The organism is Streptomyces phaeofaciens, assembly GCF_014648915.1.
GTDB classification, from domain to species: Bacteria; Actinomycetota; Actinomycetes; order Streptomycetales; family Streptomycetaceae; genus Streptomyces; species Streptomyces phaeofaciens.
Window position 1 is genome coordinate 379545 of record NZ_BMSA01000002.1, and the last position, 15329, is coordinate 394873.

General features: G+C 72.9%; 13 protein-coding genes. 9 read left to right on the top strand and 4 right to left on the bottom strand.

Translation table 11 applies throughout. From position 1 onward, the window contains the following. Positions 1-3 precede the first annotated feature (3 nt). Positions 4-588, top strand: coding sequence for a dTDP-4-dehydrorhamnose 3,5-epimerase family protein (locus tag IE275_RS05250; protein ID WP_229870139.1), 585 nt, complete (start codon positions 4-6; stop codon positions 586-588). Between the two features lie 2 nt (positions 589-590). On the opposite strand, the gene IE275_RS05255 is transcribed toward IE275_RS05250, so the two are convergent. Continuing rightward, positions 591-1370, bottom strand: a complete 780-nt coding sequence (locus tag IE275_RS05255) for an AfsR/SARP family transcriptional regulator (protein WP_189708034.1) — start codon at positions 1368-1370, stop codon at positions 591-593. Positions 1371-1597: 227 nt separating this feature from the next. On the opposite strand from IE275_RS05255, the gene IE275_RS05260 reads away from it, so the two are divergent. Further along, positions 1598-2029 carry a hypothetical protein gene (locus tag IE275_RS05260; protein ID WP_189708036.1) on the top strand — a complete coding sequence of 144 codons (432 nt, stop codon included), beginning with the start codon at positions 1598-1600 and terminating at the stop codon, positions 2027-2029. Beyond that, entirely contained in the window at positions 2026-3621 is a 1596-nt protein-coding gene (locus tag IE275_RS05265) for a multicopper oxidase family protein (RefSeq protein ID WP_189708038.1), read from the top strand. Before IE275_RS05260 ends, IE275_RS05265 begins: the two co-directional genes overlap by 4 nt. Positions 3622-3732: 111 nt before the next feature. On the opposite strand, the gene IE275_RS05270 is transcribed toward IE275_RS05265, so the two are convergent. Next, positions 3733-4758: an FAD-dependent monooxygenase gene (locus tag IE275_RS05270; protein ID WP_189708039.1), complete on the bottom strand. Its 1026-nt coding sequence runs from the start codon at positions 4756-4758 to the stop codon at positions 3733-3735. 52 nt (positions 4759-4810) lie between these two features. Beyond that, a complete protein-coding gene (locus IE275_RS05275) occupies positions 4811-5485 on the bottom strand; it encodes a hemerythrin domain-containing protein (protein ID WP_189708041.1) in 675 nt (224 codons plus the stop codon). Positions 5486-5765: 280 nt separating this feature from the next. On the opposite strand from IE275_RS05275, the gene IE275_RS05280 reads away from it, so the two are divergent. From IE275_RS05280 to IE275_RS05295, 4 genes are all read left to right on the top strand, one after another. After that, positions 5766-6791, top strand: coding sequence for a 3-oxoacyl-ACP synthase III family protein (locus IE275_RS05280; RefSeq protein WP_189708043.1), 1026 nt, complete (start codon positions 5766-5768; stop codon positions 6789-6791). A 35-nt stretch (positions 6792-6826) separates the two neighbouring features. Beyond that, on the top strand, positions 6827-7618 hold the full coding sequence (locus IE275_RS05285; protein WP_189708045.1) for an arylamine N-acetyltransferase family protein: 792 nt from the start codon (positions 6827-6829) through the stop codon (positions 7616-7618). 22 nt (positions 7619-7640) lie between these two features. Then, positions 7641-8666 carry a Gfo/Idh/MocA family protein gene (locus tag IE275_RS05290; protein WP_189708047.1) on the top strand — a complete coding sequence of 342 codons (1026 nt, stop codon included), beginning with the start codon at positions 7641-7643 and terminating at the stop codon, positions 8664-8666. A gap of 652 nt (positions 8667-9318) precedes the next feature. Next, positions 9319-10533 (top strand): IS701 family transposase, encoded by a 1215-nt coding sequence (locus IE275_RS05295; protein ID WP_229870112.1) that lies wholly within the window; start codon positions 9319-9321, stop codon positions 10531-10533. Positions 10534-10622: 89 nt separating this feature from the next. Here the strand turns inward: IE275_RS05295 and IE275_RS05300 are convergent, their stop codons facing one another. Beyond that, positions 10623-11156 (bottom strand): MarR family winged helix-turn-helix transcriptional regulator, encoded by a 534-nt coding sequence (locus IE275_RS05300; RefSeq protein WP_229870113.1) that lies wholly within the window; start codon positions 11154-11156, stop codon positions 10623-10625. A gap of 109 nt (positions 11157-11265) precedes the next feature. On the opposite strand from IE275_RS05300, the gene IE275_RS05305 reads away from it, so the two are divergent. Beyond that, positions 11266-12990: an MFS transporter gene (locus IE275_RS05305; protein WP_189708049.1), complete on the top strand. Its 1725-nt coding sequence runs from the start codon at positions 11266-11268 to the stop codon at positions 12988-12990. 373 nt (positions 12991-13363) lie between these two features. Next, positions 13364-15298 carry a helix-turn-helix domain-containing protein gene (locus IE275_RS05310; protein ID WP_189708051.1) on the top strand — a complete coding sequence of 645 codons (1935 nt, stop codon included), beginning with the start codon at positions 13364-13366 and terminating at the stop codon, positions 15296-15298. Positions 15299-15329: the final 31 nt, after the last annotated feature.

Sequence of the window (15329 nt, forward strand, 5' to 3'; positions counted from 1 at the left end):
GACATCAGGCCGCTCGCCGTGGAGGGCGCCTGGGAGATCGTCCCCGAGGTGCACGAGGACGCGCGGGGCGCGCTCTGGGAGTTCTTCCGGCCCGACCGGCTCGCCGAGGTGACGGGCCGCCGCTTCGACACGCTCCAGGGCAGCGTCTCGCTCTCCACCCGCGGGGTCGTGCGGGGCATCCACTTCGCGGACGTGCCGCCCGGCCAGGCCAAGTACGTGACCTGTGTCCGCGGAGCGGTCCTCGACGTCGTCGTCGACCTGCGCACCGGCTCGCCGGGCTTCGGCGCCTGGCAGGCCGTCCGGCTGGACGACACCGGCCGCAGGGCCCTGCTGATCGAGGAGGGCCTCGGCCACGGCTTCTGCGCGCTCACCGAGGAGGCCGCCATGCTCTACCTCTTCGACGAGACCTACGCCCCGCGCCGCGAGCACGTCGTGCAGGCCCTCGACCCCGGGCTCGGCATCGACTGGCCGGTCGCCGACGCCGTCCAGTCCCCGCGCGACGCGACGGCCCCGACCCTCGCCCAGGCCCGCGCCGAGGGCCTGCTCCCGTCCTACGCGGCGACGCGGACGCGGCTCGGGGCGAGCTGACCTCAGGAGGCCGCCACCGGCGGGGCGAGCACCGGGTCGTGCTCCAGGATGGCCCGCTCGGTCCGCCGCAGCACAGGTGAGGGCGAGATGCCCAGCTCCCCGGTGAGCCGCGAGGACAGCTGACGGTAGGTCTCCAGCGCCTCGGCCTGCCGGCCCGACTGGTACAGGGCGAGCATCAGCTGCTCGAAGAACCGCTCCCGCAGCGGGTTCTCGGCGCACACCTCGCGCAACTCCCCGAGGACATGGGCGTGGTGGCCGAGCGCCAGCTCGCTGTCGATCAGCAGCTCCAGGGCCTGGATGCGGTACTCGTCGTAGCGCGCGGCGGCCGACCGGCACAGCACTCCGCCGGCCTCCCCGCCCACGGCCGGCCCCCGCCACAGCCGCAGCGCGCCGCGCAGCAGGTCCCGTACCCGCCGCGGATCCCGGCCGGCCGCCGCCCGTGCCTCGTGCACCGCGCGGACGAAGGTGTCGGCGTCCAGCGTGGCGTCGTCCAGCAGCAGCTGGTACCCGTGCGGATCCCCGACCAGCCGGCTGTGCTCCCGGTGCGGCTCCAGCGCGTCGAGCTGCCGGCGCAGCCGGCTGACGTGCGCCTGGAGCGCGTTGCCCACCCCGTCCGGCCGGTCCCGCCCCCACACCTCCCGCACCAGCGCCTGGGTCGGCACGACGCGCCCCTCGCTCACGGCCAGGGCCTGGAACAGGGCCCGCCGGAACGCCCCGCGCACCGCCACCACCCCGCGCGCGGACCGTGCCTCCAGCCGTCCGAGCACCACGAACTCGATCACCGCGACCTCCCCGTCAGTCAGGTCCCCCGGGGCCGACGGTAACGACCCGGGGGAGCGGTCCGGCCGAGGAACGGGGGACTGTGTCAGGTGCGGCGGCGCGGCCGGCGCGCCCGGCGCGCGGACGGCGGCGCGACCTGACGAAAAGCGTTCGATTCCGTGGCCCCGCGCGGCGGACCCCGCATCTAATGCGGACCGGACCGCCCGCACCACGGAAGGACCGCACGCCGATGAAGGAAGCCCACCGGACGGCCGTCGTCGTCATGCGCGCAGCGACCACGCTCGGTTTCCTCACCACCCTCGTCCTGGCCGCCCTGGCCGGCCTGTTCACCACCGGTGACGTCGACCTGCTCGCCTGGCACTCGACGTTCGCCACCCTGCTCGCCGTCCTGGTCCTGATCCAGCTCGGCGACTCCGTCGCCCTGTGGCGCGGCGGGGCCCGCCTGCGCTGGCCGCTCGGCGCGAACGCGCTGGTGGTCGTCATGGTCGTGGTCCAGATGGGCCTCGGCGACAGCCGGATCCTCTCCGGCCACATGCCGCTCGGCATGGCGATCTGCGCCGCGGAGGCGGTCCTGGCCCACTGGTCCTTCGGTCTGCGCACGGCCCGCCGTACGACGGCCGCGCGCGGGGAGGCCGTGTCGGCGCGCGGGGAGGCCGTATGACCGGCCTCAGCCGCCGCCGCGCCCTGCAACTGGCCGCCGCGGGCGCCGCCGTCACCGCCGGTGTCACCGGTTGCGGCGCCCTGGCCGGGGAGACCACCGGCGAGGTCCTCACCACGCGGGCGCCGCGCCCGGAGCCGTTCAGGGTGCCGCTGCCCCTGCCGAGGCGGCTCACCCCCACCCGGGGCCCGAACGGCACCGACCGTCTCGAGGTGGAGCAGCGCGAGGCGGACGTCGAGATCCTGCCGGGGCTGCGGACCAGGATCTGGGGCTACGACGGCACCTTCCCGGGCCCCGCCTTCGTCGCCCGCGCCGACCGCCGCACCGACCTGGTGGTCCGCAACACCCTCCCGGTGCCCACCTCGACGCATCTGCACGGCGGTGTCACCCCGCCCGGCTCCGACGGCCACCCCACCGACCTGGTGCTGCCCGAGGGCGACAGCGCCGCCGACTGGGGGCCGCGCGGCTCGCACTCCGGGCACGCGTCCCACCACGGGGGCACGGACGGCTGGACCTTCCACGAGGGCGAACGGACGTACGAGTACCCGCTGCGCCAGCGTGCCGCGACCCTCTGGTACCACGACCACCGGATGGACTTCAGCGCCCCGCAGGTCTGGCGCGGGCTCGCCGGGTTCTTCCTGCTGAGCGACGCCGAGGAGGAGGCGCTGCCGCTGCCGCGCGAGGAGCGGGACGTCCCGCTGATGCTCACCGACCGCTCCTTCGAGGAGGACGGCTCCTTCCGCTACCCGTCCCTCGACCCCTCCCTCACGGGCGAGCCGGGCGTGCGGGACGCCTACCACTCGGGCGTCCTCGGTGACATCCAGCTGGTCAACGGGGCGCCCTGGCCGGTGCTGGAGGTCACCGCGACCCGCTACCGGCTGCGGCTGCTCAACGCCTCCAACGCCCGCCGCTACCGCCTCGCCCTGGAGCGGGACGGCGCGCGGGCGGCGCGGTTCACCCAGATCGGCAGTGACGCGGGCCTGCTGGAGAAGCCCCTCACGCACGAGACGCTCACCCTGGCGCCGGGGGAGCGGTTCGACGTCGTCGTCGACTTCTCCCGCTTCCCGGCGGGGAGCGCGGTCGACCTGGTGAACGAGCTGGGCGGGGACACCGACGGCATGGGCCGGGTGATGCGGTTCCGGGTGGCGCGCCGCGCGAAGGACGACAGCCGGGTGCCCGCGGTCCTGTCCGCGCCCGAGCGGATCGCCCGCCGGCAGTCCGTGGCGAGCCGCAGGTTCGACTTCCGGCTGACGAACGAGGACGGCGGGCACGCGCTGTGGACCGTCAACGGCCGCCCCTTCTCGCTCGACGGGACCTGGGCGCGGCCCCGGCTGGACACGGTCGAACTGTGGGCGCTCAGCAGCGACTTCCACCACCCCGTGCACCTGCACATGGCGCACTTCAAGGTGGTCTCGCGCAGCGGCCGGGCGCCCGCCGCGACCGACGCGGGCTGGAAGGACACGGTGGACGTGCGCCCGTACGAGACGGTGGAGGTGCTGGTCCGGTTCGCCGGTCACCGGGGCCGCTACATGGTGCACTGCCACAACCTCGAGCACGAGGACATGGCGATGATGGCCAACTTCGACGTGGTGTGAGGCGGCGGGGCGAGGGGTGGTTGCGTGCGGCGGTGCCGCGGGAGCGGCGCCCGTGCGGTGCCCCGGCCGGGCGTCGGCATCCCGCTCGGCGCCGTGGCGCAGTGCCGCCGCTCAGTGCCGCCGCCCCGCGTAGGACCGGAACGCCTGCGGGAAGTCCGCCGGGTCGCAGTCCATCATGTTGCCGAGCCGGACCGCGTCGTCGACGGCCTGGAAGGCGGTCGGCAGGGAGTGCTGGAAGGCGGGCCGGACGGCCGCGCCGGTGAGTACCACCCGGCGGTCGCACCAGGGCGGGTCCCGGTCCCCGTCGCAGGGCACCCACATCCGCCACTCGGTGCCGAGCCCGACCAGTTCCCGGGCCGCCTCGGCGAGCCGGGGCATCCGGTCCAGGACCTGTGCGGCGGTCGCGGGCGTGCCGCGCACCAGGGCGGGCGCGTCGTGCGCGCAGGTGGCGGTGATCCCCACCCGCCGGTCCCCGGACGGGTAGTGGGCCAGTTGCCAGGACGGTCCCTCCCACAGGGTGACGGCGGTGCGCGCCGACAGCTGCGGCTGGAGCCGTGCGGGCACCCGCTCCCGGGGGACGGCCGTATGGAACGTGGCGTACGGCGAGACCCGTCCGGCCTGGCCGGTCAGCTGCCGGCGGACCGGCGAGCAGACGCCGTCGGCGCCGATCAGCGCGTCGACGCGGAGCCGTTCGCCGGTGCCGAGGAACACGGTGAGGCGCTGGTCCGTCTGCTCGTAGTGGACCACCGCGGTGTCCTCGCGGATCCGGATTGCCGGATCGTTTCCGCAGGCTTCCAGCAGCAGGTCGTACAGATCGCCGCCGTGCACCACGGCGTGCGGCCTGCCGTGGCGCGAGTCGGTCGGCACGGTGGAGATCGGCCGGCCGGTCACCCCGTTGACCAGGTGCACCTCGTGCACGGTGACGGCCCGCCGGTGCGCGTCCAGACCGATCCCCAGCTGGTCGAGGGCGCGCAGCGCGGTGGGTGTCAGATGGACCCCGGCGTCCGGCGGCACGAAGGGGTCGCGTTCCTTGAGCACGGTGACCCAGTGCCGCTGGCGTGCCACGGCCAGGGCCGCGGCGAGGCCGCCGACGCCGCTCCCCGCGACGACGACCTCGCCCATGGAGAGGGGCATCATCACCTTCCGGTTGGGCCGGGCGCGCGCGACGGCCGCCAGAGGCCGCCGCGGCTCAGACGGTGGGCGTGGTCCAGCGCGGTGCCGCCCGGTAGGCGGGCTCGAACGACTGCTGGAACAGGCCCTGCACCGGCGGCGGAAGCATGCCGAGGACCTTCGTGCGGGCGCTGTCGGGAGCGTCGTCGAGCAGCCAGGCGAGATAGAAGCCCACCTCGTCCATGCCCTGGCTGCCCATCATGTACTGGTGGTACTTGGCCCAGCCCTCGGGGCCGAGGTGGTGCTCGACCAGCGGCAGCGCCCGGTCCTCCTCGTGCTCCATGTGCAGGGCCAGCGAGGCGGCGAACTCCTTGACCGCGGCCTGGAGTTCCGCGCCGCCCGTGGTGAACGCGGCGTCCACCCGGGCCTGGAGCGGGTCGATCTGCCCGTGCTCGGCCTCCATCAGGTCCAGCGTGGCCAGCTCCCCGGGGGCGGTGACCTTCTCCCGCAGCTGGGGCCAGACCGCCTCGTCCTCGCCGACGTGGTGGATGTGCAGCTCGTGCTTGATGGTGTCCCAGCCGTTGCGCACGGCCTCCTCGCCGTGCCGCCCCTCGGCGGCGGCCGCCTCTAACCGGCGCAGATCGCGCAGCAGGGCGTCATGGGTCAGGAACATGACGGTGAAGTCGACCGCCCCCGGCGGCTGGTCGCGGAAGCGCTTGCCCACGCTGTCGAGTTCCGTGTCTTGGCTGCTCATGGGGTCTCCTGGAACGTTTCGGGCATGACGGCCACCGCCCTGGGTGCCGGCCTCGGTAGACCGCACCGTAGTCGCAGAATGTCTTAGTGAGCAAGCATCTCACTCAAAAAGCTCCTTGGTGGGTGTCTTCATTCCCTCACCTGACAGAGTCGGACGGCCGCCCTTTGTCCTCCGCCCGGACCCCGGCACAGTCGCTGGGGACCCGCACGTGCGGCTTTCGGCTCGCCGGGACCTCTCCCGGGCCCTTCGGGCGAGTCCGCGCAGAGGAGGAACGCGACAGTTGAGCACCCATCACGGAACTCGGAGCGACGGCCTCGCCGTCGGCATCGCGAGCATCGGCTCGTACGTCCCGCCGAACGTCATCACCAACGCGGAACTCGCCGGCCCGGCGGGCGTCACGGAGGACTGGATCGTCCGCAAGACCGGCATCCACACCCGCCGCCGTGCGGGCGCGGAGCAGGCCACCTCGGACCTCGCGGCCGAGGCCGCACGCCAGGCCCTGGCCAAGGCCGGGCTGCGGGCCGCCGACCTCTCCCTCGTCATCGTCGGCACCACCACCCCGGACGTCCTCGGACCCGCCGTGGCCTGCCAGGTCGCGGACCAGCTGGGCTGCGACACGAACACCGCCGCGTTCGACGTGCACGCCGCGTGCAGCGGCTTCCTCACCGGCCTCGCGACGGCCGAGAAGTTCCTCCTCGGATCCTCCGGCGGAACTCCCGGACACGCCCTGGTGATCGGCGCCGACGCCTACACGCGCTTCCTCGACCCGGCCGACCGGCGCACGGTCGTCCTGTGGGGCGACGGAGCCGGCGCCGTCGTCCTCGGACCGGCCGCCGAGGGCCGCCCCCGGATCCTCGCCACCAAACTCCTCAGCGACGGCTCCATCGCCGGGCTGGCCACGATCCCGGCCGGCGGCAGCCGGCGCCCCGCCACCCACGAGACCGTCGACGGCCGCGCGCACTACGTCCACATGGACGGCCGCTCGGTCTCCGCGGCGCTCCAGGAGGCCGTGCCCGGCATGCTCGACGACTTCCTCAAGGAGAACGGCGTCGAGAAGTCCGAGATCGCCCATGTGGTGATGCACCAGGGGAACGCGAACCTGGTGGCCCACCTCACCGGCATGCTCGGCCTGGAGCAGGCCCGCGCCCATCTCACCGCACCCGTCTACGGCAACACCGGCTCCGCCTCCATCCCGGTCACCCTGGACCAGGCGGTGCGCGAGGACGCCGTACGCCCCGGCGACCTCGTGCTGATGATCGCCTTCGGGGCCGGACTGACCTACGCCTTCACTCTTCTGCGCTGGTGAACCGCGCCCGCAACCCACACGAGGATGGACGAGAAATGACCGACATCGACGTCGACGCGTATCTCGCACGCATCGGGGCCACCCGGCCCGAGAAAACGGACTACGAGGCGCTCTGTTACCTCCAGGAACGCCATCTCATGACGGTGCCCTTCGAGACGCTCTCCTTCGTCGAGCGCGAGATACCGAGCATGACCGAGGAGTTCGTCTTCGACAAGATCGTCCGACGGCGCCGCGGCGGCGGCTGCGGCGAGCTGAACTCGGCGTTCGCGCTGCTGCTGAAGTCCCTCGGATTCCGGGTCGTCCCGCTCGGCGGACGCGTGCTGCACAACGGCCACTCCGCGTTCCGCGGCGTCCACAACGGCCATCTGGTGCTGCGGGTCGAACTCGACCAGTCGTACCTGGTGGACGTCGGCTTCCGCTGGGCCAGCCGCCGGCCGCTGAAGATCGCCGAGCGGGGGATGCAGAAGGACGAGCACGGCGAGTACCAGCTCGTGCACACCCCGCAGGGCGACATCGAGATGGTCCACGACGGCGTGCTGCGCTGGCGGGCGGAGACCCACCCGCGCGACCTCGAGGACTTCGAGCCCCTCATGTGGTACTTCGCCACCTCCCCGGACGCCAGCAGCGCCGGCCAGCTGTGGGCGTCCATCGTCACCGACACCGGCCGGGTCTCCCTCTTCAACCGGGTGCTCACCCGGCACCGCGACGGCGGCAAGGAGTCGCGGGAGCTGACGGACGACGCCGAGTTCATCGCGGAGTTCGAGAAGTGGTTCGGGATCACCCTGACCGAGGTGCCTGACCTGCCGCGGGCGAGCCAGGGCGTCTGACACCGGAAGGGACACACATCTCATGAGCAGCAAGGTGCGATGGGGGCTCCTCGTCACGGGCGGCTACGCCGACGTCGCGATGCGCGCCAACGCCGCCTCCCGCACGACCGAGTTCGTCGCCGTCGCGCACGACGACGCCGAACAGGCCCGCAAGTACGCCGACAACCACGGCCTGGCCCGGGCGCACGGCTCGTACGAGGAACTGCTGGCCGACGACGAGGTGGAGGCCGTCTTCGTGGCGCTCCACCCGGTCGACCACGCCGAGTGGGCGATCCGCGCCCTGCGGGCCGGCAAGCACGTCGTGGTGGAGAAGCCGCTGGCCCTGAGCGCGGCGGACGCCGAGCGGGTCTTCGACGCCGCCGAGGAGGCCGGCCGGCTCTGCGTGGAGGGCGTCTTCTTCCGCCACCATCCGCGGACCCTGCTGGCCAAGCGGCTGGTCGACGAGGGGCGCATCGGCGACCTGCGGTACCTCTACGCCGCCTGCACGGCCAGCCTGCCGCCGGACTACTTCCGCCGGGACCGGGCCCTGGGCGGCGGCGGCCTGCTCGACCTGGGCGCCTTCACCCTCGCCGCGATACGGCTCTTCGGCGGCACCCCCGAGCGGGTGTACGGGGAGGAGGTGCGCCGCGACGGCGGGGCCGACTTCAACTTCTCCGCCCAGCTGCGGCTGCCGAACGACGTCCTGGCCCAGTTCGAGGTCGGGCAGGAGGTGTGCCGCGGCGACACCCTGCACATCGTCGGCACCACCGGGCGGCTGGTCCTGGACGACCCGTGGTTCAGCCGCGACATCTCCCGGCTCGAACTCCAGACCCAGGGGCCGCCGCCGCACGCCGACCCGGTCAGCGAGTACCTGGCGGTCGACCCCGAGGGGGTCCACCGCTGCGACGAGCCGTACGCCGTCTCCCGGATGCAGTTCGACGACGTGTCACGGGCGGTCCGTTCCTCCGCCGAGCCGCCGTACGGGCGGGCCGACGCGCTGGAGCAGGCCCGGGTGATGGACGCGCTGTTCGCGTCCGCGGCGCAGGCCCGGGTGGTCACCCTGTCCTGACCATGCGAGCGCCACCGTCCGCTCGCCGCCGAACGCCCGGCCGCGCAGCCCCTCGTGGGCCGCACGGCCGGGCGTTCGGCGTACGGTCCGCGTATGGCCGGCGAGCGGCCGGTGCGCGCCGTGTCCCCGCGCGGCCGGCGCGCGCCGTGTCCCCGTGGCCGGGTGGGTGGCCGGTGCGCGTCGTCGTACGGCCGGTGTGTGGCGGGAACCCCACCCGGCGGTGTGCGGTGGCCCGGCCCTCGCCGTGTCCGGCCCCACCCCGCTCACCAGCCCGTCCCGACCGGGAGCCCTGCCGTCCTCCTGGCGGGCTGTGGTCGTCCGGCACCCGCGCGACGGGCGGAACCGAGGCTTCCTGGGTTGCCCGGCCACCACCCGCGCGGCCCCCGGCGTCCGGACCGGACGCCTCCCCGGACTCGAACGGAAGCACGAAAGCGGAAGGAGGTGGTCACCCTCACGTCCGGCCGGTCAGAGGGTGGCCTCTCAACCTTGGCCCGCGACGGCGGAAAGGGCACTGTGGTGGCGTAAAGGGCACGGTGGCTCGCCCCGAGGGCAGATGCCGCCAGGAGTTCGAAGGCCGCCGGTCAGGCGTGGCGCATCGCTCCGTCTCTCCTTCCGTCTCCACCACACTCGTCCGACGTCAACGGGGGAACACATGAATGCTGTTGGTCAGATACCGGCCGGACGGTTCACCGAGAACCGCAGCCGGGGATGCCCGCACACCTGGGACGACCGGGTGTTCGACGAACTCAGCGCCGCGCTGTTCGCCTCCTTACGCCGCAGCGACCAGCGCAGCAAGGGCGTCGACTACCTGCGCGGCCTGCTCGGCGCGCAGGGCCGTCGCTCGATCCGCAACATGGCCGTCCTGCTGGGCGGTTCGGCGACCGAGCAGAGCCTGCACCACTTCGTGTGCAACTCCACCTGGGACTGGATGCCGGTGCGCTGGTCCCTCGCCCGGCACCTGGCCGAGCAGGCCTCGCCGCTGGCGTACGTGGTGCGGCCGATGGTCATCCCGAAGGCCGGCGAGAACTCCGTCGGGGTGGACCGGAGTTACGTCTCCGAGATGGGCCAGCTCGTCAACGCCCAGCAGGCGACCGGGGTCTGGTTCGCCACCGAGGAGCTGAGCGCGCCGGTGAACTGGCGGCTGCACCTGTCCGCCGCGTGGCTCAACGACCGCTCCCGGCGCCGTCAGGCGTCGATCCCCGAGGACGTGGAGGAGCTGTCCCCGGCGGAGTCGGCGGTCGGCGCGGCGGTGGAGGTGGCCCGCGGCTGGGGTCTGCCGCCGCGGCCGGTGGTCCTGGACGCCCGCCATCTGGACCTGGCGTCCGCCATCTCGCGGTTCCGGGCGTCCGGTACGTCCTTCCTGGCCCGGGTCTCCGGTTCGCTCCAGCTGACCGTGACGGACCCGGCGCTGCGCGGCCGCAAGCCGGACGTCCTCCAGGCGGCGCAGATCATGACCTCGGCCCGGGACCGGGTGAGGCCGGTGCTGCCGGCCGGCGCGGGCGCGGACGCCGGCCGGGCGGTGCAGCTGGCGGCCCTGGTCCGGGTGCGGCCCTCACGGGTCGTCCAGCAGGTCACCGGGCCGGGCGAACTCACCCTGCTGGGCGTGGGGGAGGGGCGCCGGCAGTGGCCCACGGAGTTCTGGCTGACCGACATGACGGAGGCCCGGCTGCACGCGCTCGTACGGCTGACCCGGCTCACCCGGCGCGTCGAGCACGACTTCCGCAACACCGCCGACCGGCTGGGCATCCGTGACTTCATCGGCCGCTCCTACGGCGGCTGGAACCGCCATGTCACCCTGGCGTCCGCGGCCCACGCGGTCTCGGTGCTGGGCTCGCTGTCCGACGGGATGATGGCGGAGGCCTGCTGAGGGCACGCCGACGACGACAGCCGCCGGGCCCCCTGGGAACAGGGGGCCCGGCGGCTGTGGGCGTGGGGAGCGCGGCGGGCCGGGGCCCGTCACATCTCGCGGAGGCGGGCCGTGGTCCGGTCCGTGATCTCCTTGCCCTCACGCAGGTAGCGGATCACCGTGAGGAGTTCCTCGGTGGTGTACGCCAGGCCGTGGTCTATCGAGTCGTCCAGGGTCGGACGGAAGACCTCGGCGACCTTCTTGCTCTTCTCCGCGGGCTTGATGACGACCTTGCGCCGGTCGTGCGGATCGCGCTCGCGGCTGACGTAGCCGGCCGCCTCCAGGCGGTCGACGACGCCGGTGACGGCACCCGTGGTCAGATCGGTGACCCGGGCGATGTCACCGGGAGTGGTGGGCACGTCCGGCGGCACGCTCTGGAGGTAGGACAGGATCCACGCGTCCGTGGGATGCATGTTCAGCGCGCGGGCCGCCGCTGCGTTGAGGGACAGGAAGGCCAGGCCGAGCTCACGGCCCGCGACCATCGCCTGCTTCAACACCTCGTCGCGCTCCGCGTCCCCCGTGTGCTTGCCGATGCCCTCGTGGTAGCTGCTGGGGCCCGTCGGCTCAATGTTCTCGGTTGACACGGCGCAAGCCTCACCTTACTTTCCTTATATCTTTGTTTTCGAGATATTCTCTCCCTGAGATGCTTTAAGAGTGAGGCTACACGATCCGAGGAAGGGCTGGGAAGCTGCGATGACCGTCCCCACCGACAAGTCCGCCGAGGACACCTCCCAGGAGGAGGAGGTGCCGGAGGCGGGCTCGACCCCTCCTCCCGACCCCAAGCGCTGGTACGCGCTTGCCGTGATTCTCTTCGCCGCGTTCATGGACCTGCTCGACGTCACGATCGTCAACGTCGCGATCCCGAGCATCCAGCAGGACATCGACGCCAGCTACTCCGCCATCGCCTGGATCACCGCCGGGTACTCGCTCGCCTTCGCCGCCCTGCTGATCACCGGCGGCCGGCTCGGCGACATCTACGGCCGCAAGCGCATGCTGTTACTGGGCCTCGGTGCCTTCACCGTCGCCTCGCTGGTCTGCGGGCTCACCCCCGGACCCGCCCTGCTGATCGTGGCCCGCGCCGTCCAGGGCGCCGCCGCGGCCCTGATGATCCCCCAGGTCCTGTCGATCATCCACGTCACCTTCCCGAAGGAGGAGCGCGGCAAGGTCCTCGGCACCTACGGAGGTGTCGCGGGACTCGCCCTCGTGCTCGGCCCGGTCGTCGGCGGCGTCCTGGTCAGCGCCGACCTGTTCGGCCTCCAGTGGCGCCCGATCTTCCTGGTGAACATCCCCGTCGGGATCGTCACCTTCATCGCCGGCGTCCTCTACGTCCGTGAGTCCCGCGCCCCCGATAAGCCCCGCCTGGACCTGGTGGGTGTCGTGCTGGCCACCGCCAGCGTGCTGATGCTGGTCTATCCGCTCACCCAGGGCCGCGAACTGGGCTGGCCCGCCTGGTCGTTCGCGATGATGGCCGGCTCCGTCGCCGTACTGCTGCTGTTCGTCGCCCACGAGCGCCGGGTGATCGCCCGCGGCGGGACCCCGCTGATCGCGCTGAGCCTGTTCCGCACCCGGAGCTTCGCCGGCGGCTTCGGCGTCAACCTGCTCTACAGCATCGCCTACGGCACCTTCTTCCTGATGTGGTCCCTCTACATGCAGACGGGGCTCGGCTGGTCGGCCATGCGGGCCGGACTCACCGCGCTCCCCATGTTCCTCGGCCTGATGATCACGGCCGGTATGGCGGGCGACAAGCTGACCCCGAAGTACGGCCGCAAGGTCCTCTTCGCGGGCGGCGTCCTGCTCGTCACCGGCGCCCTGCTGTTCGTGGCCGTCAGCGACCACTACGGCACCGACATCAGCTCCTGGCTGATGGCCGGACCGCTGTTCGTCTTCGGCCTCGGGATGGGAGCGGTGGTCGCCCCCGTGGTCGACTTCGCCCTCACCGACGTACCGCACAAGGACGCGGGATCCGCCTCCGGTGTCCTCAACACCTCGGGCCAGCTGGGCCTGTCGATCGGCATCGCGATGGTCGCCGTCGTCTTCCTGGGCGCGATGCCCGGTCAGTCCGGCAAGGGCGTCGACGCGGTGGAGCCGACGGTGCGCCAGGAGCTGGCGGCGGCCGGCCTCGCCGACCGCGGTGTCCAGGACGACGTCCTGGCGGGCTTCCGGGCCTGCACCGAGGACCGGCTCGGCGAGTCCGATCCGGCCGTCGTGCCCGAGAGCTGCCGCAGCACACCCCCGGGCGTCACCGCCGAGGAGGCAAGCACGGCGGCGGCGGTCCTCGCCGAGAGCGTCCCCGAGGTGCGGGCCGAGACCTTCTCCCGCTCCTTCGGCCGGGGACTGCTCTACTCGGCGGGACTGTTTCTCGTCATGACCGTGCTGATGATCTCGCTGCCCCGGATGGCCCGGCCGCAGGAAACCTGAGTGCTCAGGGACCGCTCCGCGCCGCCGCCCGTACCTCCCCCAGGGTGCGGTCCCGGACGGAGCGGGCCCGAGCCGACAGTTTCGGACAATTACCAGGAGTCGCTTGATCGCGACTGTCCGAAGAAGAGCTAATGACGTCCATGGACATCCTTGGGATTGACCGGGACGTGACGGAGGACAACAGCAGTTCAGGCCCCGCCCCCCACACCGCCGCGGCGAGACGACTTTCGGCCTGGCCGCCACCCGCACCATCCGCATTCCTTCCGCCGTGAATCGGACAGGCGGACGCGCACGGTCCCCCACCCGACAGCGCCCTGCCGCGCCGGATCGACACGCCGGCAGAGCGTGCCCCCTGCCCACAGCTCGGAGCGTGATGTCTCAAGACACGGCCACCCTGAGTGGTGTCCTGACCTATCTGGAACTCCTGGCGTCCCGAGCGCCACGAGGCGCGTTCAGCCAGCCGGCGGCGCACGCGCGGCGCGTCGGCGCGCCGCCCGGCCTGATGAGGGAACTGGAGCGCGCCAAGGAACTGGCCCTCGGCATCGAACAGTGGATGACCGACCTCGACCGGCGCAAGAACGAGCTGGCCCTCCTCATGGACTCGGCCCGCGACCTCACCGAACAGCACGACCTCGACGCCCTGCTCACCACGCTCGTCCGCCGCTCCCGGCTGCTGCTGCACTTCGACATGGCCTGGGCGCTGCTGCTCGACGGACAGGGCACCGTGTGCATCCGGGCCAGCGACGGGGCGATCTCCGACCGCAACGAGGTGGTCCGCATCCCGGCCCGTGAGGGCCTGCGGGCGATCGAGTCGGTCGGCCGGACCCCGGTGTGGACCTCCGACTACCTCCGGGACGACGCGGTGGAGCGTTCCGAGGAGGTCGAGTCCGTCGTCATGGACGAGGGCCTGACCGCCGTGCTCGCCGTCCCGCTGTGCGTCGGAGACAACGTGGTCGGCGTCGTCTTCGGCGGGGACCGGGTCTCCCGCTCCTACACCGCCGACGAGGTCGCCCTGATGTCCGCCCTCTCCGACTACGGCGCCGCCGCCATGAAATGGGTGCGCGCCGTGGAGTACACCCACGGCCGGATCTCCGACCTCACCCTGGAGGTCGACCGGCTGCGCGCCCGCGAACGCACCCGGGAGCAGACCGCCGGCCGCGGCCGCGAACTCGTCGAACTCGCCCTCCAGGGCGTCGACCTGGACGCCTTCGCCGCCACCGTCGGCGCCGCGCTCGGCGGCTCGGTGTGGCTGCGCGACGAGAACGACGAGATCCTCGCCCACTCCGGCCGCCGCTGGGAGGGCGACGAACGGGAGCTGGCCGAGGCGGTGTTCACCGCCCGCGCCGAACACCGCACCGTCCAGCCCGCCGACGGTCTCACCGTCGCCCCGGTACGCGCCGGGGACGAGGACCTGGGGGCGCTGGTGCTGTGCGGCCACGACCCCCGCCACAAACCCGACCCCACCCTCGTCCAGTACGCCGTCCAGGCGACCGGCATCCTCGCCATGCTCAACCGCAGCACCGAATCCGCCGACCGCAAGGTCCGCGACGAGGCGCTGGAGGAGCTGATCAACGGGGTGCCGTCCAGCCGCCGCTGGCAGCGCCGGCTCCAGCGGCTCGGGCTGGACCTGAGCAGCCGGCACGCCGTGATCGTCACCCGGGTCCAGGTCGGCGACCGCCAGCGCGTGTCGACCTGGGCCTCCACGTTCGTCTGGCTCCGCGGGGGCGCCAAGACGCTCCACGACGGTCATCTGGTGCTGCTGCTGCCGCACTCCGACGCCCGCGAGGCCGCCCGGGACGTCATGCAAAGGCTCGGCGAGACCCTCGGCCGGCCCGTCCCGGTGGGCGCGGCGGCCGCCCACGGCGGACCCAAGGAACTGCTCGCCGCCTACCGGGAGGCGGTCGTCTGCCTGGACGTCCTCACCGTCCTCGGCAAGGAGGGCATGGAGACGCCCGCGATGGCCGACGAACTCGGCTTCGTCGGCATGCTGCTGGGCGGCAACCGGGACATCGGCGCCTTCATCGAACAGGTCCTCGGCCCGGTCATCAGCTACGACGAGCAGCGCTCCACCACCCTCGCCGCCACCCTGGAGGCCTATTTCGACGCCGGCGCCAGCCCCACCTACGCGGCCGAGGCGCTCCAGGTCCACCCCAACACGGTGGCCCGCCGGCTGGAGCGCATCTCGCAGCTGCTCGGCCCCGACTGGCAGCAGCCGGGCCCGGCGCTGGAGATCCAGCTGGCGCTGCGGCTGCACAAGGTCGGCAAGTCGCTGCGTGACACCGGGGCCCCGGGCACGGAGGCCGACTGACCGCGCGGGACGGGCCCGGACCACGGTGGCG

What these genes read in the sequence shown, in the direction of transcription:
- IE275_RS05260 (WP_189708036.1), top strand. Translation starts at nt 1,598, where the DNA reads ATGAAGGAAGCCCACCGGACGGCCGTCGTCGTCATGCGCGCAGCGACC.
- IE275_RS05265 (WP_189708038.1), top strand. Translation starts at nt 2,026, where the DNA reads ATGACCGGCCTCAGCCGCCGCCGCGCCCTGCAACTGGCCGCCGCGGGC.
- IE275_RS05270 (WP_189708039.1), bottom strand. Translation starts at nt 4,758, where the DNA reads ATGATGCCCCTCTCCATGGGCGAGGTCGTCGTCGCGGGGAGCGGCGTC.
- IE275_RS05275 (WP_189708041.1), bottom strand. Translation starts at nt 5,485, where the DNA reads ATGAGCAGCCAAGACACGGAACTCGACAGCGTGGGCAAGCGCTTCCGC.
- IE275_RS05285 (WP_189708045.1), top strand. Translation starts at nt 6,827, where the DNA reads ATGACCGACATCGACGTCGACGCGTATCTCGCACGCATCGGGGCCACC.
- IE275_RS05290 (WP_189708047.1), top strand. Translation starts at nt 7,641, where the DNA reads ATGAGCAGCAAGGTGCGATGGGGGCTCCTCGTCACGGGCGGCTACGCC.
- IE275_RS05295 (WP_229870112.1), top strand. Translation starts at nt 9,319, where the DNA reads ATGAATGCTGTTGGTCAGATACCGGCCGGACGGTTCACCGAGAACCGC.
- IE275_RS05305 (WP_189708049.1), top strand. Translation starts at nt 11,266, where the DNA reads ATGACCGTCCCCACCGACAAGTCCGCCGAGGACACCTCCCAGGAGGAG.
- IE275_RS05310 (WP_189708051.1), top strand. Translation starts at nt 13,364, where the DNA reads ATGTCTCAAGACACGGCCACCCTGAGTGGTGTCCTGACCTATCTGGAA.